Consider the following 23,878-nt stretch of genomic DNA (forward strand, 5'->3'; position numbering starts at 1 on the left):
CTGTCATTGCGTCTTCTTTCTTTATGGCATGGAAACCGTCTCGTTCTTATTTTCGCTGATGTCCAGCTTAGCGGAAACATCACGTTTGATCGTTGCTTCAACGGATTTGGCTATGTTCAATGAGATGATTTCCTCCATTGCCCGTAAGCACTGATCCGTCTGAACCGCCGTGACACTTAATAAAAGGGCTACATCGGACTGCTCTGATTTTTCGCTTCCGGAAGAGTCTCCATGAAGCATTTTGACATTCGCCACCGCCACATCGTACTCCCTGAGCTTCGATATAATCAGATCGAGTTTGCCCGGCTCGTCGCTCACGACCATCTGGATTTCATGAAAGCGGCGTTTCTTGATCCAGATCTTCTCCCACTTGTTAAACAGAAACAAATTCACCAAGACGATAACTGTACAGGTAATCGCCCCTATAAAAAAACCCGCTCCCACGCATAATCCAATTGCTGCCACCACCCAGATGCTGGCAGCCGTCGTCAATCCCTTGATCATATTGCCGTTGCGCAGAATGGCCCCCGCTCCCAGAAACCCGATTCCACTGATAACTTGGGCGGATAACCGTGCGGGATCGACCCTGACATTCGTCTCGTCAACGAATTCCGAAAATCCGTATATGGATAACAACATAATGCTTGCCGAACCCAAGCAAACCTGGATATGAGTCCGGAAACCTGCTGCATGATTGCTCCATTCTCTCTCGAATCCAATGATGCCGCCCAGTATGGCGGCCAGTACCATGCGAACGACCAGCTCCCATGGAGTGATGTGCCAAATATCCGTTGCCGGCATCGTGCTTCGCTCTCCTCCTCCAGTACGTTCCCTGGCTATCCATTCAATACAGCCTTCTTCAATCTCTGGATCGATGCAGAGGCATGATCCAGGATAGGCCTGTCGCTTCCGAATTTGTACATGGTCAGCTCAAGGTTATATATGCCCTGATAACCGGCATTCTGCAATGCTTGCACGTAATGCGCCAGAGGCAGGCTCGATGGATCAGCCAGAGGCTGATGCGTTCCTCTGCTTCCAATGCCATGAATATGGGTGTGAACGACCCGTTGAATAAATGCGGGTTCAGGCAAATCCAGTAGCGGCGTCTGAAGATTCCGTCCTCGCTGGCTGTGCAGCAGGTCAGAATAGAAGTGTCCCATATCCCAGGTGATACCCAGAAGCGGACTTCCGACTTGCTTCACCATGTCCAGAACCCCCGCCGTCGTGTCACCCGGATCTACTTTGCCTGTTTTCTTGCGGTTGTTCTCCAAAGCGAACCGAAGGGGAAGCTGTTCGCGTTCGACCATGAACGTCCATTCACGGAACAATTCCACGGTGCGCACAAACAGCTGCTCCTCGCTTCCGGATGCCGCATCATAAGCATGGATGGCCATCATGACTTCCTCCTGATGATTTCTCAAATGACGCAGTATATATTTCATCGATGGGTACACATCTTCGAAGCGGCTCCCGACCATATTCCCTTCCACATGTCCATGAACCGTAAGTTTCAGCCCCATATCCCAGATTCGTTGAATGAGTTCCGCATGAGCCGCCGGATCCGCGTGCCTTGGTAGAATCCGAATTTCAACGGAGCTTACGCCCTGATCTTTTAACCACTGCAAAAAACTGTCCACGCTTTCGCGGTTACCAATCAGATCATGGGGCGTACGCTCGCTCAAAGTCCCCAGAAAAACCGGGCTTTGTATCGAATAGCCTAACATCTTCCTCGCTCCTTACTTGATGACTTGGCAGGTGTTGCGAATGATCAGCTCCGTATCAAACAGGATGGATGAGCCTTTCGATCCTTTGGATTGGATCATTGTCATCAGCAGTTCTGCTGCCCTTCTTCCCATCTCCTTGCGGGGCTGGGCAACGGTCGTTAACTTGATCCAATGCAAATTGCTGACCTCCAAGTTATCGAAACCGACGATGCTCATTTGCTCAGGCACGGAAACTTTTTGCTCGGCCAGCCATTCGAGGGCTCCGATCGCGAGAATATCGTTCGCCGCAAACACCGCCGTCATTTGGGGATAAGCTGACGCAAGCTGGGCCATGGCATGAAATCCGCCTTCATAGGATCTCGCTCCGAAGACAATGCCTTCCGGATGAATGTCAATGCCATGCCTGTTCATGGTATCGCGGTATGCCCGGTACCGTTCCTGACCGGTGTAAGAGTATTCCGGCATGCCGATAAACCCGATATGCTCATGATGAAGCGAGAGCAAGTACTCGACGGCTTTGCAGGAGCCCTGGTAATGGTCTACGTCAACGAATGGCATTTCCAGCTCAGCCGGGGGCCTTCTGCGCAGGAATACGACGGGAATATCCAAGTTTTTAAGCAACTGAATCATCTCCGAATCCATAAAATCCGACGTGATGATCAGCCCATCCATTTTTCGCTGCGCCGCACTCAGCAGGAAGCTCTCCTCCTTCTCGCGGCTTCGTGAAGTATTTCCGTACACAACCTGGTAACCGTCGTCCGATAATACCTCTTCAATTCCTTGAGCCATCGCCGACAGAAACGGATCCGTGATATCCGGCATCATGAGTCCAATGGTGTAAGATCTACGCTGAATCAAGCTTCTTGCGACGGCATTTGGCGTGTAATTCAGCTCTTTCATGGCTTCCAGCACTTCTTGCTTCGTTTCCGGCCGGATATCGGGATGATTATTCATCGCTCTGGATACGGTTGATACGGAAACTCCGAGTTTTTTTGCTACGTCTTTTATGGTTGTCATATGGTTTCCTCCACGGGTAAAAATTCTTGGTAACGATTCCGGTAACGTTACCAGTTTAATCCAGACCTATTTCATTTTCAATCCCTTTTCGAAAGGCTTTGGATTATCTTTTCTTCATCTTTCTAGGATCCACGCCGTTCATCTCCAACTTATCGTCCGAACCCTTTGCGATTTTCTCCCAGGCCACGACTTTGTAATTTTGGTTTGCCACGCTTCCGTCCGGTTCGGTATTAGTGTCATCCTGCGTAATAAAGAATCCGTTCGGATAGCGGTTCCCCAAGCCGTATGAGATGACGTCGATGCCGTCTGTCTCGGATGTGCCGTCTATCGTGCTGCCGTCTCCAACCATAAACGTGGTGACGTATTCTCCGTCTTCCCGGTCATAAAGCACGTATCGGTTGCTGCCTTGGCTCGAAGCAATCAGATAGCCTTCTCCGTCCTCCGCATAATAGATGGCCAGCCCTTCCACATCGGCTGTGAGCCTGATCCCGTCCACCGCATCAATCCGTGCTTCCGGAAGCAGTCCGCCATCCGGCTCGGCATTGAATTTCCAGATCGCCACATTCTCTTCGGCCACATAGAACTTGCCATATTCGTCATCCGCGACGATCCCTTCCGTGACGCTGCCCAGTTTAATTTCGCGAACCAGCTTTCCGTCTACCTTGCCGCTGCCGTTATCGAACAGCTCCCATTGCTCGAATTCTCCGTCCTTTCCTGTGATGAGACCATACATTTTACCGCTGCGCTGGCTTTGATATAAGCTGAAGCCGTATACTTCCTCCATATGCGAAGCGAGGTTGTTGCCTGTCACTTCAGTCAAAACGCCAGTGGAAGGATGAATGGCGAATATGTTGATTTGGTTCGTGGTGCGGTTGGTGGATGCCGCGATATCCACTTTTTGTCCGTTTAATTTGAAATTATATCTGACATCCACGTTGTTCATTTTACCGACCCCGTAAGATCCGACGCGTTGGCCATTCAGATTGTAGGCCTCGATGCCCCCGGGATTTGCCTTTTTGTTCGCTCCGATAATCAGGCTTTGCTCCGGATGACTCGGATGAACCCATACCGAAGGATCGTCGGAAGCATCCCCGGACTGCTCCGCGGGTTCCGTTTCCATGTCGGCCTTCACTTTAAACATTTTCGCCTTGGACTGTCTCGCAATATCGAGTACATTGCCGCTTGCGTTCTCCAAATTCACGTTCTTAATAAAATCATCGTCTTCAGGAATAAGGGCTGTCGTCCCCTCCAGGATGACCGCAGCCGGGAAGCTGCCCGTTTTATTCCCGATTTCATATTGCGTGCTGCCGACCGTCACTTTACCGACCAGGCCGTTTCTCAGCTTAAACAAAACAGAATGGCTGTTCACATCCCACACGGAAGCTGCACCGATCGGATTCAAGACCTCTGCCTGCAGCGGAACGTACTCAATCTCCTCTTCTTCAGCCGAAACTGCGGCAGACATAGACAGCAGCAGAGCGCTGCTCAACAGAAGTGCAAAACCTTGTTTATACGTTTTCATTTTCAAAATCCTCCCTAATCATTTATTTGCCGCTTACGCCGACTGCCAGACCCGCTGTGTCATTCACGCTGACAAGGTCTCCGCTGTATCCGGAGGCAAGCGGGATCAATCGCTTACTTTCGCGATCATAAACATTCACCTTTTCCTTCGGAAATGTGATCCAGACATCACTTCCGATCGGGTATTCCTTTTCCCCCATGTATTTGGCGAGCAGGGTCGTCTGATCGTTGACCATAAGCTGGATCAATGTTTCCGAACCTGCAGGCAAAATGGATGATACAATACAACGGATGCCTGACTCGTTCCGATCCTCATGGATGGTAATGTCTTCCGGATAAATCGTCAGCACGATTTCTCCGCTGTGCTTTTGGCCGCTTGGAATGTCCACGGTGCCAAGGCCCGATTCCGTTACCAGGCAGCCGTCCCGATAGCTGCAGATCGCATCGACGAAATTAATCGTCGGATTCCCGATAAAATCGGCCACCCTTAGATCGGCGGGATGACGGTAAATTCCCCGCGGGGTATCCAGCTGGACCAAATCGCCTTCGAAGAAAACCGCGATTTTCGTCGACATCGTCAGCGCCTCGACCTGATCATGGGTTACATAAATAATCGTCGTGTTCAACTCACGGTGCAGTCTTTTCAGCTCCGCTCGCATCTCGAGCCTCAGCTTGGCATCCAGATTGGATAACGGCTCATCCAGCAAAAGGATTTTCGGCTCCGTGACGATCGCCCTGGCAATGGCGACCCGCTGCTGTTGGCCTCCGGATAATTCCGAGGGGTAGCGGTCCTTATATTGAATAATCCTCATTTTTTCCAGCGCCGTCTCCACCCGTTTACGGATATCCTGTTTCGTGACCTTTTTAATCGTCAGACCGAAGGCAACATTTTCAAACACTGTCATGTGGGGCCACAGGGCATAGCTTTGGAAAACAAGGTTTAATCCGCGCTTCGAGGCAGGCGCATAATACCGGTTTCTTCCATTAACGACTTCCTTGCCGCCGATGGTTATGATCCCTTCTTCCGGGTTTTCGAGTCCTGTAATCACCCGGAGCATGGTCGTTTTGCCGCAGCCGGATGGCCCGAGAAGCGTCATGAAGTCGCCTTCTTCGATCACGAAATCGATGTCTTTCAAAATATGGTTGTGATCGAAATACTTATTGATTTTTTTAAGTTCGATTCTGCTCATGTTAGCCTCCTATCCCTTTCGTAAGGTCTGCTTTTCCCCATTTGGTAGCGATGAAATACGTCGCGATGATAATGGCGATGATGATCACGGTGATAGCATTGGAGAATTGCTGGTATCCGCTTTCGGCATATTGAAAGGTTAATGTGGTGAGAGTGCCCGTTTTCGGGGTCACCAGAAGAATGATCAAGTCCAGCTCTTTCATTGCACTGATGAAGCCGAGCAAGAAGGCGCTGATTACTCCTTTCCGGGTAAGCGGAAGCATAATGCGGATAAATCTGCGGAAGAATGATGCCCCCTGGATTTTGGCTGCCTCCTCCAGCTCTCCGCTGATCTGCATCACGCTGCTTGTTCCTGACCTTGTCGCGAAAGGCAGGTCTTTGACGACCGTAATCAGAATGATGATGGTGATGGTCCCGTACAATGCCGGAATGAGAAATCCCGGTTTGGCGAAAATGGACAGGTAAATCGCCGCGAAGGCAATCCCCGGAATCAGGTAAGGGATAAAGGTTAGCTGTTCGATGAGTTTGCCTGTGAATGTGCGTCTTCCCTTGGCGATGATATAACCGAAGGTCACTCCTAGAATCGCAGACAGTCCGGCGCCGCCAAACGCGATGAACAGCGAGTTTTTCAGTGCCATGCGAATGTTGTTGCTCATCAGCACACCGACTTCACCCGATGCAATGTTCGGATCGGAAGCTCCCGTCCAGAAATGCGTCGTGAAGTTGCTCAGGCTGTATACCCCCTCCTTCAGCATGAAGGATTGCAGAAAGAGCATGAGCAGCGGAAACACACCGGCAGCGAACATAAACAGCATCACGACTGTAAAAATCGGCATTTTCCAACGGCCGAGCGGCGTAAGCGTTTTGCGGGCGTCTTTACCCCCGACAGTCGTATATCCTTTTCTTTTACCTATAGCTTTCTGGTTGATATAGATCGTTATCGCCGCGATAAGAATCAGCACGAGACTGAGAATGTAACCCTGGGAGGCCATGCGGCTGCGTATGCTGCTGTATAGCATCGTCGCTATGGTGTAGTACTTGATCGGCAATCCGAGAAAGGCTGCCGGACCGAAGGTACCCATCGACTTGGAGAAGGTCAAGATGAATGCGGAGAGGATGGCTGGCAGGACCAATGGGAACGTTATTTTTCTGAGAATCGTTCCGCGGCGAGCGCCGAGAATATCGGCCGTTTCTTCCAAGCCGCTGTTGATCGAGCTGAGAGCCACGGCCAGCAGCAGATAGAAGAATGTGAAGTAATGTCCGACGAGCACGACAACGATCGGGATTAACCCATACGACATCCAGTCGGGCGGGCTGACGCCGAAGACGGATTGAATGAGGCCCGGGCTTCCGCCGATCCGGTCGTTCTTGAAAATGACGAGCCATGCCATCGATTTCATCCAGGATGGAAGCATGTAGGGAATGATGGCCATGAAGGCGATCGACTTTTTGAAAGGAATATCCGAGCGCGTCACGAGCCATGCCAAGGCTCCACCGAGAATCGCCGATAACAAGGAAACCCATATGGCAATGTTGAGCGAATTCAATATCGGTTGATAAAACACGTTTTTGCTGATGGCACTTGTCGTCATATGGATCCAGTGCTCAAACGTCAGCTTGCCCGGCTCTGCTTCGGAGTAGGCCCGAAGATCGTCATGGCTCCAGGTGACCGTGCTCGATACCATTTCGTAGAGCGGAATCAAAATCGTGTAGATCAGAAATACAATCGCTGCGATGCTGATCAGATGCAGCGGGTTGCTGAAAAAGGATTTCAGCTTATTTTTGATCCTTGTCTTGTTGAATTTGGAATCCGTTTTTTTGGGCTTGATCTGGATGTATTCTGCCTTTGAATATTCTGCCTTGCGCATCGGTACACACTCCTTCTTTGAAACTCACAACCCCGCAGGCAAAAGAATGCGCACTCATTTGATGTTTTTGATCCAAAACTCGCGGAATTTAATAGAGTTGCTGTAATAATAGTTGGCATCATACGCCCAGACATCCAGCTGATCAAGATTGATAGGGTTTTTGTGCTCCGTTGCGGTATTGGCCGGCCAGGATCCCAGCACGTTAAACGGTCTGAGTCCCTCCCCTGCACCATCCACTTCGCCCATCATCCATCGGATCATCAGTTTGGCAGCCGCGGAATGCTTCGCTTGATCGGCTACATACAAGTAAGTAGGCCCGAGCACCGAAATTTTTGGTTTCATATTGAAATTGGCGCCGATTGTCAGTTCCTTTTGTTCGATGTTCCGTAGTTTCGATGAAGCTCCAATCCCTACCGGCGGCTTGGCTTGGCTGTCGTTTCCGACATTTTCAACGACATCATCGCTGGATTTCACCAAAACCGGATCGTTCTTGAGCAGGCGGGCAATGAATTCATACCCTGCATTTTCCTCCGTTAGCTCTATTTCCTTTCCGTATAGTTCCTTATACGCCGCAGCCATTTCATCTGAATGCTGAATCATCGACAGGAGCAGCTCCATCATATCGGAGGAATCCAGCGGATCGTTGATCAGAACCCTGGTTTTCCATTCCGGTTCGGTCAGCTGCCACCAGTTCGTCACAGGCGATTCCTTGTAAACTTTGGTGTTGTAATACAGGGTCCGGATCGATGCGTAGGATACGATACCGGGTAATTCCTGAAACGGCTTAGCCAACTTATCCATGATATCCTTCGGTTTATACGCATGCAGGATTCCCCTGCTGACCAAATCGGAAGATACCACCCCTAAAGCATCTTTGACGAATACGACATCCGCGTTATATATGCCTGACTCCTGTTCGCGCACGAGCTTTTCGACAATTTCATTCGTGCTCATATCGAAAGCCTCCACGGTAATTCCCGGGTACTTGGCCTCGAAGGAAGCTTTCACGTCTTTAATCCGGCTGGACTGGGAGTATACGACGACCTTCCCCTCTTCTTTGGCTTTGGCATACAGCTCATCCACGGTTTCGGTTTTATCCAGTCCCTGTTCAGCCGCCCAAGCCGCAGATGCGTTATCCCCCTGCTTGCCACCGCCTGAGCTGCATCCTCCGATAACCATAGCGGCACATAAAGAGAGCAGCAACAACATTTTCCCCATCCCATATAACCTCCCTTATTAAGTACTGATCAACAAGCCTTAGCTTATATCTCTCTGTGAATGCAGCCATTCCGACCATCCGGTGTCATAGTCCCCCTGCCGGCTGGCACAATACTCATAGAACTTCCGGATAAATTCCAATCGGTCGATCGCTGCTTTGTACAACTCCTCGCCGTCGCCAGGGCTCATTCGGTACATATCCCTGCCGCCGATTTTTTGCTGCCTCCGCAGTATATCCTGAAGGCTTACTTGATCCGCGTTGCACATCATGTCGTACATCAAAATAAATGTTGTTGCCCTGCCCACGCCTCCCCTGCAATGAAAGTGGAGCCATGTGCCATCAGGAAGCGCTTTCACGAATTGAATGAATTGATCCACCACATCATCAGGCGGTCTATGGTGATCCGTCACGCAAAAACGATAGTAGCCGAGCCCTTCCGATTCCGCTAATTCGGCTTCGCTCTGCACGGTCCTCGGACCCTCGATCTCCTCCTCACAAAGGAGGGATTTGCCTTCGAGATAATCAAATATTACCTTCTCCTCCTGCCTCACCCCTTCCAAATTTTGTTTCTCGAGCGAGAGTACTTCCTCTCTGGTTAAGCCTCTATTCGCGGTATTGTCTTCACCATACCAGCTCATGGCCTTGCCGTTCACGAACCCGTGACATTCCTGCCTCAGATCGACGATGGTGATCGGATGCTGTGGAATCACGCGTTTCATGTATTTCAATCCTCCGTGTGAGAATTGTCCGCTGGCGGATGCCCTGAGCTCGGCGAGTCCCGTCGTATCGCCTTCATGATCGGCCGGATGGATACACATACGAAACCGTTTGGGCGCTTGATCGATATCATCCGCTTCGATTAATCGATAGATCCGGCGATTTCTCATCTCAATAGAGTCATTCAAATGATTATCCTCCAAAACTTAAATGTAATTTTTAAGGTATCCGGAATTTGAGACATATGACAGGAGCCAAAGATGGTGTGTGAAATACGAGTTGTGTAGGGGAGTAAAGCAGGGCGTCCATAAGAACGCTTTCAAAAGATCATTATAAAACGTTAAAACGTTGCTCTTCTGCCGGAACTGTGATGACCGTATTGCTCATTCCATCCCTCCTCAGAAAAGTCACTTGCCTCTGGTAACGTTATCGGTAACGTTACCAGAAAACTATAGCGTTATTATAAAACTACAACTTTCAGGTGTCAATAGGGTTTCTTGACGATTTCAGCAAAAAAAGCTCTTCATGATGAAGAGCTTTTCAACTGAGCTTGAATATGATCTGGTTCATAGTTCCGGGCCGGAGGTATCCGCTCGGATGGAATGACGTCGCCCGCTTGTAAAGGAGATGCCTGAAACAGGCGAATTTTCGTCTCATATAGAAGCGGGTGCTTCTCCCATACCTGCTTCGGCATCGTCAATAGGAAAGAACCGTCCTTTGTCGGGACCGTCGACGTGTACGTTACCGACTGGCCGGAAGAAACGCCGATCATAATACCTTGATAGACTGCGCCGTGAAGCAGCCTCGTTCGCAGCATGCTGGAAGCCAGCTCCAGACCGTGCTTAGGCAGGGTGATGTCTAACCCCAAGCTCGTTTGAGAGGGAATCGTCAGTAAGACATCTTGCTGCAGGACGTAAGTCAATTGATTTATTTGGACGCGCAGGCTTACCGCATCAACATTTTTGGGAATGGCTTCGATTAAATAGCCGCCATTTGCCCCGGAGGGCTCCGAGGAAGTCAAAGGCTCCATCCCCTCCTCTTCCCACAGTTCGACGACCGCGCCCTTAACCGGATGACCGTCGCTGTCTTTAATGATCCCGTACCAACCATAACGGTCAAACATCGGTGCAGGAAAAAACGTTTTTGTTTCCAGCTGCGCCTGCGCATGAACTTCGACTTGATCCGGGTGTCCGGGCGATGCGGCGACGCGTTTTATGGTAATCGGATATGCAATCTGCAGCTCGGCTTGGGCCTTTTTCATCGCGTCCTTCATGGGTTGATCCAGGTCCTTGCCCTGGACTGTCGCCTTATCCAACGATTGAATATGAACCGGAATCTTGAGCGGCTGACTTTGGTCGATGACGGCATCGAACCTTCCGCTGCGGTCAGTCTCTACCGTTTTGACGGTTGAGATGGCAACCGACGCCCGTGCTACGGGCTGTTGGTCGAGCAGCACTTGACCTTGAAGCTTCGTCATATGGGAATTGTCCATCTGCCAGGCTTTGACCGGGAGCTCAGACTGCATGAGCGTGATCGTTCCCTGATGCTCGCCGCTGACTTCGGTGCCGCAGGCTGTAAGTACCAGAAGAAGCATTATCAGCAGGAGCCATCCTGTATTCTTCATATTTCCCTTCCCTTTGCAGATGCTGCGTTTCATCATAAGACATTATGTTGAAAAAGACAGGGATACGATCCCTGTCTTGCTTCATGATTGAACACCTCTGCGATAATTAAGCTTTAGGCGTTTCTGCCTTAATATGCGTCGGATCCTTGTCTGCAGGTTTTTGCAGCTGATCCGAAGTCATCGTATCTCCGGGCTTCAATTCCTTCTCGATAAACCGACTGAAATTGGTTTCATAAAACGTCGGCGACTTGTCCCATGCCTCTTTCGGTATCGTCAGCGTAAACTCGCCTTTCTCGTCCGGAATCGTCACCTCATATTTAACGTCATCCTGTACATCCAAGCCTACCATAATACCGGTGTACAAGGCGCCAGGCGCTTCTTTGCTGACCAATGTCGGCGGCTCGTCCCGAATAACGGTTCCTTCCTTCGGAAGGATGATGTCCGTTTCGATGCTCGTTTCGTCCGGGAAGAAGTATACTTTATCCGGAGGCAGCGTGTATTTCACGCCATTATACCCTACTTCCAGGTTGATCTCTTCATCGTCTTCGGGAATGTAGTACATATTGAATTTACCGTCTTTATCCGCCGGCGTGGATTTGGCAAAGCCTTCGCCGCCGTCCCGCGTAATCCATACGACCGCATTCTCGGCTGGCTTGTTATCCGCGCCCATGACGACACCGTGAATGCTGTATTTGTCTTCGTGAATGACAGGCCATTTCTCGTCCGGCTTCAGCTGAGCTTTAACATGCACGTCAACCTTGCTCGAATCCTTGGCGTTTACCGCCGTATCCTGTATTTGTAGCGGATAATATACATGAAGCGGAATTTCCGTTTTCAGCAGTTTTTCCGATTGCTTCTCGCCGATCTTCTTGCCGTCCACCTTTGCCTTATCGATCGACGCCACTTTAATGTTGACCGTGGAAATCAGGCTTTGGTCCACCAGCAATTCAAAAGAACCGTCCTTGCCTGTCGTTACGGTGTGGTTATTGCTGCCTACCTTCACTTCCGCGCTCTCCACTGGCTTGTCGCCTACCAAGAGCTTGCCTTTTACGGGCACCGTATGTGAATAATCCATGTTCCATTGCTTGACCGGGAAAGACGTCTGATCCAGGGTCAGCTTGGCGTCCGGCGCTTCTTTCCCGCTGCCGCAGCCGGCCAGGGAAACCGCAAGCGCAGCCACGATGGATAGCTGTAAAACTTTACGCATTAACAAGACTCCTTTCGCATCTGTTGCCATAACTAACAAAAGGACAGGCTGTCAAAAAGCCCGCAGCCTGTCCAATGTAATATTGACGCTTAATTATTTCTTGGAATGCGCGCTGCTATCGTCGGCACTACCTTCATGGCCCTGCGTTTTGTCTCCGCCAAGTCCAAAGACCATAATTTGCGGTTTGGAACCACCTGTCGTTTGAACAAAGTAATCCTTGCCGTCCACCGTAAAGAAGGAAGGTGCAGCTCCGATGTTGTCACCCGTCGTTTGGAAGGTCCAGACGATTTTGCCTGTCTTGATGTCCATCGCGTTCATCTTGCCGTCCAATTCACCGTAGAATGCGAGGCCTGCGCTGTTGCTTGTGAAGCCGCCTCTCATCATATCGGTGGTTTTGTTCTGGTAAGCCACTTTACCTGTGTTCATGTCAATTGCGGTAATTGTGCCATAGGACTTGATATTATCTGGAGCTGCTCCCATGGTTGTACCAAAAGCTTTGGCTCCAACATAAGCATCATTGTGCGCTTCTTCCGTGTTTTTAGCGGATTTAAGGACATTTGGTGCTTCAATGCCAGGGATCAGAACAAAGTTCGATTCTGGATCATAGGTTTCTGGTGCATAGTTTTCGCCGCCAAGTGTACCTGGATATACCAGAACACCTTCAGGAGTTGGTTTTGGATGGTCGATTTTCGCAAAAGGTACACCGTCATAGATGACTTTGCCTGTTGCGGCATCCCATGCCCACCATTGTCCGGATTTACCGCCTTCAACAACAACCTTTTGCTGTTTGCCGTTCACCGTTGCATTCATCAGCATTGGAGAAGCAGCTGCGTCATAGTCCCAAAGATCATGGCTGATTTCTTGTTGTGCCCATTTCAGCTTGCCTGTTGCCGTATCTACCGCTACGACGGAATCCGTGTAAGGGTTCGCGCCGGGACGATCCTCGCCGTAAAAGTCAGGAGCCGGGTTACCTACGGCGAAGTACATGATTCCGGTTTCTTCATCGATGGTTACAGGGCACCATACTGCGCCGCCACCTTGGTATTTGTTGCCTGCGAGCCAATCTTGACCCTTAGGTGGTACTGTCCAGAACGGGGAATCCCATGCCGGTGTCAGGTCGCTTGCTTTATACGCCATTACAAAGCCGCGTGCACCATTGTCGCCGCCGCTGCTGCCGATATAGATATTGCCTTTATAATAAATCGGAGCGGTTGTTTCGTAGTATCCGTTGTCTAGCGTAACTTCCGGAATCGCATTGGAAATAGGCTCCATTTTGATCAGCTTGCCCGTTTTCTGATCCAGCGCAACCACGTTGTTGTCGATGGTCAGCATGAACACTTTGCCTTCAGCCACGGCTACACCGCGGTTGGCCACGATGCCGGCCTTTTTGAAGTTTTTCGCTTGGGCATCATCCGGCTTCCAGTGCCAGAGCTGCTTGCCGCTAAGCGCGTCGAACGCGAAGATTTGGCTGCCGCTGACAGATACGTAGATGACGCCGTCCGCTACGACGGGAAAGCTTTGGTTCCCGTTCAGCACGGAGCTGTCGATTTTCTTGAATTCGGCAGACCAGATTACGCCAAGATCCTTCGCATTGTCAGCCGTAATGCCTTTGAACGGCACATGGCGGGTATTCCCGAGATCATAACCCCAGGTAGGAAAATTCTCGAACTTTTTGCCGGACGGATCCGCAGAAGCGTCCGCCAGCGTGGATTTCACGCCGTAAGCATCATCCTTGGCAGTGTCCGTGCTTGTGTTCGAATCCGTTTTGGCTGTTGTGCCGGTTTGGGTCTTCGCATCTTCTGCTTTTTTGTCGTCCCCGGCATTTCCGCAAGCAGACAGCAGCATGGTTGCCGCGATGATGGCGCTTGCCAATTTCATTTGATGTTTCACATGAATGCCCCCTGTCTAAGGTTTTAAAATGGATAAAACTCTTACTGCTTTCTTTTTCTCACCTTACAAACGTCTTACATGTAATCCGCAGAACATATCGCCAATTCCTGGATACCGAGCATGCATCTTTATTCATCCGGCGGATCCGTATACCGCCTCGCATGTCCTTATCCATTCAGCGACTTCTGCCCTTCATACCCCTTCTGTACCCCCGTAGGAACGTTGAATTAAACAATAGCTGAATTAAGAAAAATGCTACGCTCCATTCAAACGTTATGTATCATACTCCCAGTTCATAATTTCGTCAATCATTGTTCTTATTACATTTTTGTCATATGAGAAATATCACTGCAATTTTATGCATGTTAACTTAAATCCCATCAAATTGAGCTTTCAAAACATAAATGTCAATGCAATATTCAAAAGAATTTTATGTTGACACTGACATACTTAAGGCGTAAACTCGACTTTTGTAATGGTTAACGAATTAGCCATCTTTAGAAAAAAGGGGAGGCACATAGAAAATGAAAAAGAAACTATTCTCTTTGATCGCTGTTGCTGCGCTTTCCGCGTCCATGCTTGCGGCTTGCGGCAACGATGATTCCAGCTCCAATAGCGCATCGGATTCTTCATCTTCCGCAGGCGGAGATACAAAGGAAATCACGGTAGACGCTAAAAGCTTTGAATTCTCTCCATCTGAAATCAAAGTGAAAAAAGGCGACAAAGTCAAGCTTACGCTGAAAAATACGGACGGTGCGCACGGTCTCGAAATTCCCGAGTACAAAGTGAACCTGCAAAAAGACGGCTCGGCGGAATTCACGGCTGATAAAGCCGGTACTTTCGAATTCGACTGCTCCGTTATGTGCGGCGCCGGTCATGATAACATGACGGGTCAATTGATCGTCGAGGAATAATTCATATATTGCTATATATCTTTTATTCAACAAAAAAAACTCTTCAACTGGTACCAGTTGAAGAGTTTTTTTAATCTTCCCACACGTCATCCATCATTTTTTTGATTTCACGACTGCGATCCTTTGTTAATGCGGTGCTTTGAATCCACTCGGTTCCATTCCATTCCACCACATCTCCAGGCTTTGCCCGCGAATCCACCTTCGACCTGGGAATCGCTTCTACGCTGCCATCGATTTCGATGTTACAATAATCTTCTTCAAACCCTTCGACATAACCTATGTTTCTTTCCACAAGCGCCACTCACCTTTCCGTGACAATATGAAGGGAATTTCCGTCCGATGTTACCGTAACGGTACCCTGCAGATCATTCCGGTACACCTTGACTCCCTGCTTCTGCAGCCGGTTCAGCACCGTGCTTTTCGGATGCCCGTAAGTGTTATCCTTCCCCACCTGAATGACTGCATATTTCGGATTAACTGTCTTCAAAAATTTGAGCGTGGTGGACGAGTTGGAACCGTGATGCCCTACAAGCAGCACATCGGCCCGCAAATCCGCGCCGGAAGCGATCATCGCTTTTTCGCTTTCGCTTTCGGCATCGCCCGTCAGCAAAAAGGAATGTTGACCAAAGGTAACCTTAACGACCGCGCTCATGTTATTCGTATCCTCATAGCTGCCTTTCGGCGCCAGCATTGCCACATGCACCTGCTTATCCAGATCAAAGGATACGCCCGCCTTGGCCGTTTTGACCTTAAGGCCCTTGCTCTTAATGGATTTCAGCAGCGATTCAAAGGTCTTCGTATTGGACTGCACCTTCGGCATATAAATGCTGGTTACAGGCACTTGGTCGATAACCTTGTCCAAACCGCCGATATGATCGGCATCGGGATGCGTCCCGATGACCGCGTCGAGCTTCGATATGTGATACTTTGTCAAGTAATCCAGCATCGTTTGTTCCTTGTCGTTGTTGCCTGCATCGATCAGCATCGTTTTACCCGAAGGCGTGACGAGAAGCTGCGAAGCCCCCTGCCCCACGTCAAGAAAATAAATTTTCAGCTTCTGCCCGTCCGAAATGTCGTCCATTCCTGAATCCGGCAAATTGCCTACGCTGCAGCCGGCAAAAACCACGATACAAAGGGCTGCCAGCAGCGAGATGATCATGGTGTACTTACTCTTGGATGTTTTTCTCATAGACTTCCTTTCCGCGTTACACTCGTTAACCTTTAAGATTGATATTCCGGGTATAATTCAAAGTTTACATTCCCTGCTTGGAGCAGGCCATTCTTGAAGGTGTATTTCAGCTTCAAATCACCCACGAATTCAGCCATAGACACCTGAACCGCCGTGGTGGCTGTGAGCACTCCGTTCTCCATGGAATACCGCATGATGCCCCCGATGCCCGGCTTGTCGCCCAGGATATTCTTGTCAGAGAAGAGGCTCGTGTAGGGTACCTTGTAGCGTTTGTCCTGCACCTGGATATCCATTCCCTGGCCCGAATAACTACCGCTGAACTGCTTCAAAAACGCTGTGTTGGCATCTTCTACCGGAACCTGTGATCCATCCGAATTATACACGAGAACATTGGACTGGTAAACTCCGGTACCGTAGCCGGTTGTCAGGATTATGACGATATCTGGAATGCCGTCTCCGTCGATATCCTCTTTTGAAATCTGCGGCGCATAGGAAGGATTCGTTACGTTATAGCCCGGTATGCTGCGACTGAACACCGGGGTCGTGATCTGAAGATGGTCAAATGTGCCCGACTCGGTCTTATTTCCTGTAATTCGGACGGTTTTGTCCTCGGACTCGCCCACCATGACGCCCGCAACCGGGTCCACGGAAACGGTGTTCGTTTTCTCGTCATACTTTACGTCTTTGCCGAACAGTGCACCGAACTCCTTCAAAGGAAGCATAATGACGCCATCGACCTTTTGTGCCGCTTTCGCGGTGACAAGCTCGGTGCCATTCAGCATTATTTTTATGGGATTGGCCTTTGCAAAAGCCATAATTGATGTTCCGGATAACAAAACAACAGCGGCTGCCGAGGCAGCGATCATCCATTTTTTAAATTTCAACGTGAAGCTCCTCTCTTCATCGCATGGCACCCCATTGGGCTAAGCATGATCCTATCATCATACTAAGACGTTTAGGTAGGCTTATCCAGCCAAAAGTTTGTAACCTTTTGCCAGCGGGCAGCAGATCGCCTTCTTCACGGTCCCGTTCTGTACGTTATTGCTCTTCGTTTGCAACCAGACGATTCTTGATCTCTTCAAAAGAAACCGGTTTGTAATCCCACAGCTCCACGCTGGCATTCACATAATGCTCCCCTTCATACTGCTGGCTATGAATGTGGCCATGGAGGTTCACATAAGGCATATGCTTGTTCATATACATCGGTTCATGGGACAGCATAAAAAACGATTGGTAGACAATGGGGTATTCGCTGACTTCCTGAAAGCCTGCATCCAGCCACCAAGCCTTGCTGCGTCCGCGGTCATGATTCCCCAGGATGAGGAACTTATGTCCGTACAGGCTTTCGACGATATTTCGGGTTTTTTCTTTGTTGTAAAAGGAAAAATCGCCAAGGTGGAACACTTTGTCCTCTTTCGTAACGACGGAATTCCACTGCTGGATCATATATTCGTCCATTTCCTCTTTATTCCGAAAGGGTCTCGACTCGAAATCAATGATTTTCTCGTGACCAAAATGGTGATCCGATATGACGAAAACGCGGCTCATTTTCCATTTCCTCCCTTATTATATATCCAATTATAACCCACTCGCTTTCACTTTTTGCAAAAATAACGTTAAATTATTCTGTTAGCGGTCCGTTAGCGAAAAAAGTTCATGTCGCTTTATCATCATACTAGCATATCACACAGCAGGGCTGTATAAAGGAATCCAACCGGTCCGAACCGGCAAAACGCAATAAAAGGCACATTCCCCAAGGGCAGCGAACCGTCGCCTTGGCAATGTGCCTATGGTGATGAAACTGTTCAAAACTATTCCGTAATTTGTTTGGCTACCCTCACCAGATCCTCGATATCGATAATTCCGTTGCCGGTAACATCAGCCGATTTGATCGTATTCCAATCCGGGCTGTCCTTCGTCTTGCCGTAATGGGCAGCAACGATGGCCAAGTCCCCGATGGTGACCTTACCGTCGTGGTTCACGTCATTCGGCATGCCCGGGTTACCCGGATCCCCAGGTTTGATTTCGATGGACATGGCGGGGAGCTCCACGTCCGTTTCGCTTCCTTCCTCATCTCCCATGAGCGCTTTGGTAATTTCAAGCTTTTCCTGCACGGATTGCGTTACCTTTTTCGGCTTGAACACCAAATCGAGCACGCCGGCATCGCCGCTGACGCCATGGTTTTCCCCTTTGCTCGCAAGAATAAGGCGGAGCTGTCCGGCTACGTCCGCGTTCTGGTCGATGACGCCGATCCCTTCACTGCTCGAGGAAGCGGATACAAATTCCAAAGCTTGTGGATTGAAACGAAGCTGAATATCCTGTGCATACACGGCATTTTTAATATTTTTCAATCCATAGCTGACATGGAACAGCTGCTCGGCATCCACGGAAGACGGTCCGCTGAGAACGGCAGCCGGAGCCGCCGTTAAGCTTGGAGCCTTATACAGATTGATCTCTGCTGCGGTAGCCCAGCCGCCCGAACCTTCCAATGCCTCAAGCTTGACGAATGACGCGGTTACCGGACTGAACGTGACCACTTTGTCCGTTTTATCCCTTACCCAGTCGCCCTGCGATACTTCAGTAAACTGCTGGCCGTTGCTGCTCACCGACAGCTTATACTTGGTGATGATTCCATTGAAGCGCCCGTCTCCGCTAAGGTCCTGCCGTGGCGTATAGACGAACTTATTGATCTTTTGCGGTTCGTTCAATTGAATCGTAAGGGATTGCGGGAGGCGGTCCGTTAAGTCCCATTTGGTGCTCCATAACGTTGTTTTATTGCCGTCCAGCACCCTCGCGGCTCCTTCCCCCGGCTGTGCGCTGGTCGCAGTAGCAGTCATTTGCGATTGCGGTATGGCAAGCGGATCCACCCCAGGCGTAGTTGGTACAGGGGTATAAATACCGACAGGATATTCATACGCTCCGATGTCCGGACGGTCATAGTGAAGCGCCGTACCCCAGAAATCCTTCACGCCCCCATCGATGAGCAGCTTGCCCGCGTTGATGAGCGGTGAAGTCGGCTTAAGCTTGTAACCGTCCAGCGAGTTGATGCCGGTTGTTCCACTGCCCGGATTGACGAACAAGGGATCCTGCGTGATCTTGTTCGGATCGGATGGCTCGTTTGCCGCATGTATGCCGCCCGCTTCGTAGAATACATTATGGCTGAAGTCAGCCTTGGACCAATCCGATACGCCCCAATTCGTCGGTTTGCTCTTATTTGTGTTATAGAACACGTTATTGTAAACGCCGAATCCGTTCTTCCATACTTCATTGGTCATTTCAAACTTGCTGCTGTCATAATAAAATATATTGTTCATGATGTAAGAAGGAGAAAGCTCGTTGAACAGGAAATACTTAAATAGCCGCCCGTCGTTCTGGCTGATATTGTACCTGACGACATCATGATCATTTCCTGCCATGACGAGCATGAATCCTTCGGGATTGTCATGACTATAGTTAAATTGGAAGGTTGTGTTCGTAGACATGCTGTCGAGGTCGAATGCCGTTCCGTCCTGATTCCTCGCCCCGCCCGATACTTCATTGAATTGGAACGTCGTATCCACGGCATTCCAAGGCCACATGCCGGCGTTCGGCTTGTTGGATCTCATAGCAAAGCCCGCCAGCACGTTATGCTCGATAAGCGCACCCTTCGTATCCCGGATCAGAATGCCGTCTCCGCCGATATCGGTCAGCTTATTTTGTCCGATGTACACCTTCGTGCTCCACAGATTGTTGTCCCGCAGCAAAGGGCCGACTTCGCTGTCGTATTGTCCTCCGGTCTGCACAGGAACGTACAGCAGCTTGTAGCGAACCGGCTTAATTCCTGTCCGGTCGACATGCTCGATCGTATTCCCGGTAATACGCAGATCGTTGAACCTGGCCTTTTTTACGCTGCCTTTGGTCCCGACAATCACCTCACCGACGATTCCGCCGCTGCTCTTGTAAGGATCTGTGCTAATCCCATGCTCGTTGCCATCCACATCATGAATATAGCAATTTTGAATGTAGATATGCTCGTACACCCTGTCGCTAATGCGTCCGTCGATGGAATATAGCACGCCGATTCTCCGGTCGGGACCCGTATAGTTGACCGAGAGGTCATCGTCATTCGTGATCTCCAGATTGCTGATCTCCCAATATTCCTGATTTTGCAGCATAATCGTGCCTTCCGTCAGTCCCTTCCCGTTGATCACCGGTTTGTTCCCGGAGTCGTACCGGTCCACGACAATGGGACTTCCTGCGGTTCCCGAGCCTTGGGGGGAGAGGTGGCCGTTCCAGCTGCCTCCGGACTTAAACAAGATGCGGTCTCCCGGCTGAAAAGCCATGCTGTTCACTTTGCCCAGCGACTTCCAGGCCTGCGATGCGCTCGTGCCGCTTTGACTATCATTTCCGTTGTTCGAATCCACATAGTAGGAAGTTCCTTGCGCCGCTGCATATACGGGCGTAGATAACGCGTTGATCGGAATGGTTCCGGCAAAAAGCAAACTCGCTGCAATGAGCCATGAACCTGCCTTTTTCATTTTATTCATGATTTCCCCTCCCACAGCATTTAGGCTGGATAACATGCGTTCCCATGATACCGATGCGCGTTTGGCCAAAGCGATCTAACCAAATTATATCCGACGGCAAAATGACATGTTTTCGTAAAACTGCGGAATTTTTATCAGTATCCTGCTGTGCTTTTCCAAGCCATGAAAGCGGTTTAATGATAATACTCAATGAACTGAATGAAAGCCTAACCTCTCTTACCTTCATGTCATCTGGAACACCGGTGAAGTGCCTTCGCTTTCTTTAGGTTCGATTGATAAAGGATGAGGTGAATTGACGTGAATGTCTCCTTAACGGGTTACTCTTACAGCACGCTCTCCCATTCTCCAAGCGAAATCGCCGCCAAATTCATGTTCTTCGTGCAGGACGTCGGCTGGTATGTATGCAAGCCTGATTATAAAATAGAGCGTTCTTTATCCCACTATCAGATTAAATACGTGCTTAGAGGTTCCGGTTACCTGGAGCTGGACGGCAAAACCTACAAACTGAACCCGAAAGAGCTTTTTCTGCTGGATCTGAGCCATAAACACAAGTATTACGCGGATCCGGAGGATCCCTGGGAGCTGCTCTGGGTTCGGTTCGGCGGCTTGCAGGTTCCTTATTATTTCGAGCTTTTGGACGCTGCAGAGCACCCGGTCTTGCAGACGGGAAATGCCGACTTGATGCTTGCTCTGTTTCGGCAGCTCTACGAAATATTCCAATTTCGCCCTCCGGGCCTAGAGTTCATGGCTTCCTCACTCATTACCCAAATCTTCACTGAGCTGCTTGTCACGCTTCTGGACACGAACAAACACGAACCGATGTCTTTGGATAACGTCTACCCTGAGGAAATCAGGCTCGCCCTTGAGTACATCGAGGCGCATTACCACACGGATATCAAAGTGGAGGATGTTGCGAACTTCGTTCATCTGAGTCCATACTATTTATCCCGCCTCTTCAAACGGTACACCTGCCACACCATCATGGAATACGTCATTAAATACCGCATTATTATATCCAAGCAGCTCCTGACCTCGACTCCGATGCCGATCAGCGAAATCGCCCAGCATGTCGGGATGTGCCATCAAAGCTACTTTTCGATGCTCTTCAAGAAATACGAAGGCGTCTCACCAAATCAGTACCGCAAATATATCCGGTTAAGCAAGCTGCCTGCGCCTTGACCCGCCGCGTGTCGTGGAACAATAAGAAAGGCACATTCTCCGAAGCGACGGTTCGCCTCACGGGAATGTGCCATTCACGGTATCCTCTGTTCCACTCATGATTAACTAATAAAAAACCGTTGTTCAAGCTCAACGTCTTCGAGCCAGATATCCTGAATCCGCTCATCCTTCGTATATTTCCATACTTCGTAATATTCCTTGGTCATGTACAGCTTCACCCGGAATCTTTTCCCCATTTCGAACATCACTTTGTAGCCTACGATCTTCTTTGACACGGACGATACAACTCCCATAAATTTTGATAGAAACAGTGTACCACAATCGTTCCGTGCTTTTCACCCATTCCTCATCCTTGTTCACAATAAAAAAGCCGGGAGGGAAGCATCTCGACTTCCACTCCTGGCGTTCACTAGATTTCCTGCCTCTGGAGAAAAAACCGATCAATATTTGCTGACAATCGCTCCGAGTACCGCTGCGCGCACATAGCTCTTGTTTTGCAAGGCTTGCAGTGACGCCGGGCTGCCCGTGACGACGACGCCGATATTGTGGACATCGTCTTTTGACGGCTCCGCTTTGCTGCCTCTTAACTTCTCGTAAATCTGGTTGTATTCATAGTCGTAATTGCCGTTCAGCTTGAGTCCTTCTTGGATGAACGCAATAAACTTTTCCTCGCTGTTCTCAAACGTCTCCTCCCGATCCGCATAGGCAGAATAGCCGAACACGTTGACGCTGGATACGGGAAGATACGGAACGTCGCCAAGAAACTTCACATATTCCGCAGAATACGTATCCACCCAGAACCATTTGGCATGAACGCCATCAGGCAGCATGGCACGGATTTCTCTGGATGTGTAGCTGCGGTCGAAGGAGACGGCTATCTCTACTCTTTTCTCCGGGTCGATCCTTCCAAGCTCGGTGATCTCGTTCAGCATCTGGGTATAATGAACCGCCGGATGGTAGAACAGCAGCTCCCTTTGCCCATTTTGAACATTATAGGATCTGGCAAAATTCATGCCCTGCTCGACCATCTTCGGATCCGTGACGCTGAGTGGAGAATACTGGCCATTAAATAAGGAATAATGCTTCAATACATTGTAATGTATTTTGTTCTCCGACCAGGGCAGCGGAATGCCCTCGATGATTTTATACGTTTGGTATTCTCCCGTCCCGCTCCATATGCCATCCACGGACTGCATATTGCCGAAATTCACGTTTGGATTCGAGATTTTGCTATATTGATACAGATCATTGTAAGCGTCGTTCAGGCTCCGGGATAATAGGAACCGGTTTGCGATAAGCAAGCCAAGTACGACCACAATCGTACAAAAAAGCGAAATGATCACGTTCCGCAGCAGCGTTCTTCTTCGCGTCTTTTTCAGCAGCTTGTGAAAATCTTTCTCATTGCTCTCACCAAGCCCTTCAAATGTATCCAGCTCGTCTGAAGCATCATGATTCATATCCGTATTCTCCTTCATAGATCTTTTTGAATGTTTTTCTTGCCCGGTATAACTCCGTCTTGATCCGCTCGGCCTTCACATTCATCAGACTGCCGATTTCCTCGTAAGATAAGCCCATTTCGTACTTCATAATTAGCAGCTGCTTGTATTTATGCGGAATGTGATTCAAGAGCGCCCGGACCTCCAGGCTCTTCTCCTGCCTTAAGTACTCACTTTCGGGGGAATGTTCATCCTGCAGGGACACTGATTCGATCGAAACACTCCTGCCTCGCCTCGCTTCTTTCCTGTATAAATCGTAGTACTTATGGGTGGCCACCCTAAAAAGCCAGGACATGAATTTGGCCGGATCGATGGACTCCACATGCGCGATGCCCTGCATCAGGGTGTCCTGTACGATTTCTTCTGCATCCTGCGGACGCGCTCCGATCCGGATTAAATAACGCTTGATGACACTTCCCCTTTGAATCAGTTGTTTGATTAATGCTTCATCGATGATCGCCCGCTCCTTTCCATAGACATAACGAAGATTCAGGCTCTTATGTATACACGTAAACTAAAATGATGGGAAAAGGAACCCCGTCCGTTAATGCCAGAACAGCGCAAAAAAACCGCCATTCATTGGTTTTCCTTGAAACCC

The 23,878-nt window shown here is 49.5% G+C and carries 22 protein-coding genes; 2 read left to right on the forward strand and 20 right to left on the reverse strand.

Annotation, left to right across the window (positions count from 1 at the left end; all coding sequences use genetic code 11):
* Positions 1-21: 21 nt before the first annotated feature.
* The 11 genes from ACTHPM_RS08960 to ACTHPM_RS09010 form a co-directional block, all read right to left on the reverse strand.
* Positions 22-801 (reverse strand): MgtC/SapB family protein, encoded by a 780-nt coding sequence (locus ACTHPM_RS08960; RefSeq protein ID WP_440394830.1) that lies wholly within the window; start codon positions 799-801, stop codon positions 22-24.
* 35 nt (positions 802-836) lie between these two features.
* On the reverse strand, positions 837-1,724 hold the full coding sequence (locus ACTHPM_RS08965; protein ID WP_440394831.1) for a sugar phosphate isomerase/epimerase family protein: 888 nt from the start codon (positions 1,722-1,724) through the stop codon (positions 837-839).
* 12 nt (positions 1,725-1,736) lie between these two features.
* On the reverse strand, positions 1,737-2,741 hold the full coding sequence (locus ACTHPM_RS08970; RefSeq protein ID WP_440394832.1) for a LacI family DNA-binding transcriptional regulator: 1,005 nt from the start codon (positions 2,739-2,741) through the stop codon (positions 1,737-1,739).
* A 103-nt stretch (positions 2,742-2,844) separates the two neighbouring features.
* Positions 2,845-4,263, reverse strand: a complete 1,419-nt coding sequence (locus ACTHPM_RS08975; RefSeq protein ID WP_440394833.1) for a phytase — start codon at positions 4,261-4,263, stop codon at positions 2,845-2,847.
* 22 nt (positions 4,264-4,285) lie between these two features.
* Positions 4,286-5,452 carry an ABC transporter ATP-binding protein gene (locus tag ACTHPM_RS08980; protein ID WP_440394834.1) on the reverse strand — a complete coding sequence of 389 codons (1,167 nt, stop codon included), beginning with the start codon at positions 5,450-5,452 and terminating at the stop codon, positions 4,286-4,288.
* Between the two features lies 1 nt (position 5,453).
* A complete protein-coding gene (locus tag ACTHPM_RS08985; RefSeq protein WP_440394835.1) occupies positions 5,454-7,319 on the reverse strand; it encodes an ABC transporter permease in 1,866 nt (621 codons plus the stop codon).
* A 54-nt stretch (positions 7,320-7,373) separates the two neighbouring features.
* A complete protein-coding gene (locus ACTHPM_RS08990; protein WP_440394836.1) occupies positions 7,374-8,537 on the reverse strand; it encodes an ABC transporter substrate-binding protein in 1,164 nt (387 codons plus the stop codon).
* Positions 8,538-8,576: 39 nt separating this feature from the next.
* On the reverse strand, positions 8,577-9,443 hold the full coding sequence (locus tag ACTHPM_RS08995) for a phosphatase domain-containing protein (protein ID WP_440421512.1): 867 nt from the start codon (positions 9,441-9,443) through the stop codon (positions 8,577-8,579).
* A 335-nt stretch (positions 9,444-9,778) separates the two neighbouring features.
* Positions 9,779-10,879: a hypothetical protein gene (locus tag ACTHPM_RS09000; RefSeq protein ID WP_440394838.1), complete on the reverse strand. Its 1,101-nt coding sequence runs from the start codon at positions 10,877-10,879 to the stop codon at positions 9,779-9,781.
* Positions 10,880-10,985: 106 nt separating this feature from the next.
* A complete protein-coding gene (locus ACTHPM_RS09005; RefSeq protein WP_440394839.1) occupies positions 10,986-12,086 on the reverse strand; it encodes a hypothetical protein in 1,101 nt (366 codons plus the stop codon).
* A gap of 93 nt (positions 12,087-12,179) precedes the next feature.
* Complete coding sequence (locus ACTHPM_RS09010; RefSeq protein ID WP_440394840.1) at positions 12,180-13,976, reverse strand: pyrroloquinoline quinone-dependent dehydrogenase; 1,797 nt, start codon at positions 13,974-13,976, stop codon at positions 12,180-12,182.
* A 524-nt stretch (positions 13,977-14,500) separates the two neighbouring features.
* On the opposite strand from ACTHPM_RS09010, the gene ACTHPM_RS09015 reads away from it, so the two are divergent.
* Positions 14,501-14,890, forward strand: a complete 390-nt coding sequence (locus ACTHPM_RS09015) for a cupredoxin domain-containing protein (RefSeq protein WP_440394841.1) — start codon at positions 14,501-14,503, stop codon at positions 14,888-14,890.
* A 70-nt stretch (positions 14,891-14,960) separates the two neighbouring features.
* Here the strand turns inward: ACTHPM_RS09015 and ACTHPM_RS09020 are convergent, their stop codons facing one another.
* From ACTHPM_RS09020 to ACTHPM_RS09045, 6 genes are all read right to left on the reverse strand, one after another.
* Entirely contained in the window at positions 14,961-15,182 is a 222-nt protein-coding gene (locus ACTHPM_RS09020) for a DUF3006 domain-containing protein (protein ID WP_440394842.1), read from the reverse strand.
* Positions 15,183-15,191: 9 nt separating this feature from the next.
* Positions 15,192-16,079, reverse strand: coding sequence for a ComEC/Rec2 family competence protein (locus ACTHPM_RS09025; RefSeq protein ID WP_440394843.1), 888 nt, complete (start codon positions 16,077-16,079; stop codon positions 15,192-15,194).
* 32 nt (positions 16,080-16,111) lie between these two features.
* Positions 16,112-16,963: a stalk domain-containing protein gene (locus ACTHPM_RS09030; RefSeq protein WP_440394844.1), complete on the reverse strand. Its 852-nt coding sequence runs from the start codon at positions 16,961-16,963 to the stop codon at positions 16,112-16,114.
* A 154-nt stretch (positions 16,964-17,117) separates the two neighbouring features.
* Complete coding sequence (locus ACTHPM_RS09035) at positions 17,118-17,627, reverse strand: metallophosphoesterase (RefSeq protein WP_440394845.1); 510 nt, start codon at positions 17,625-17,627, stop codon at positions 17,118-17,120.
* A 263-nt stretch (positions 17,628-17,890) separates the two neighbouring features.
* Positions 17,891-20,605, reverse strand: coding sequence for a discoidin domain-containing protein (locus tag ACTHPM_RS09040; RefSeq protein ID WP_440394846.1), 2,715 nt, complete (start codon positions 20,603-20,605; stop codon positions 17,891-17,893).
* Positions 20,598-20,831, reverse strand: coding sequence for a hypothetical protein (locus ACTHPM_RS09045; RefSeq protein ID WP_440394847.1), 234 nt, complete (start codon positions 20,829-20,831; stop codon positions 20,598-20,600). The genes ACTHPM_RS09040 and ACTHPM_RS09045 overlap by 8 nt, the downstream gene beginning before the upstream one ends.
* 71 nt (positions 20,832-20,902) lie before the next feature.
* On the opposite strand from ACTHPM_RS09045, the gene ACTHPM_RS09050 reads away from it, so the two are divergent.
* Entirely contained in the window at positions 20,903-21,784 is an 882-nt protein-coding gene (locus tag ACTHPM_RS09050) for an AraC family transcriptional regulator (RefSeq protein WP_440394848.1), read from the forward strand.
* Between the two features lie 101 nt (positions 21,785-21,885).
* Here the strand turns inward: ACTHPM_RS09050 and ACTHPM_RS09055 are convergent, their stop codons facing one another.
* The 3 genes from ACTHPM_RS09055 to ACTHPM_RS09065 all read right to left on the reverse strand — a co-directional run bounded on the left by ACTHPM_RS09055 (position 21,886) and on the right by ACTHPM_RS09065 (position 23,785).
* On the reverse strand, positions 21,886-22,059 hold the full coding sequence (locus ACTHPM_RS09055; protein ID WP_440394849.1) for a hypothetical protein: 174 nt from the start codon (positions 22,057-22,059) through the stop codon (positions 21,886-21,888).
* Positions 22,060-22,224: 165 nt separating this feature from the next.
* Complete coding sequence (locus ACTHPM_RS09060; protein WP_440394850.1) at positions 22,225-23,241, reverse strand: anti sigma factor C-terminal domain-containing protein; 1,017 nt, start codon at positions 23,239-23,241, stop codon at positions 22,225-22,227.
* Positions 23,231-23,785, reverse strand: coding sequence for an RNA polymerase sigma factor (locus tag ACTHPM_RS09065; protein WP_440395392.1), 555 nt, complete (start codon positions 23,783-23,785; stop codon positions 23,231-23,233). Before ACTHPM_RS09065 ends, ACTHPM_RS09060 begins: the two co-directional genes overlap by 11 nt.
* Positions 23,786-23,878 lie beyond the last annotated feature (93 nt).

The organism is Paenibacillus sp. SAFN-054 (genome assembly GCF_051966755.1).
In the GTDB taxonomy this organism is placed as follows: Bacteria; Bacillota; Bacilli; order Paenibacillales; family Paenibacillaceae; genus Paenibacillus_AQ.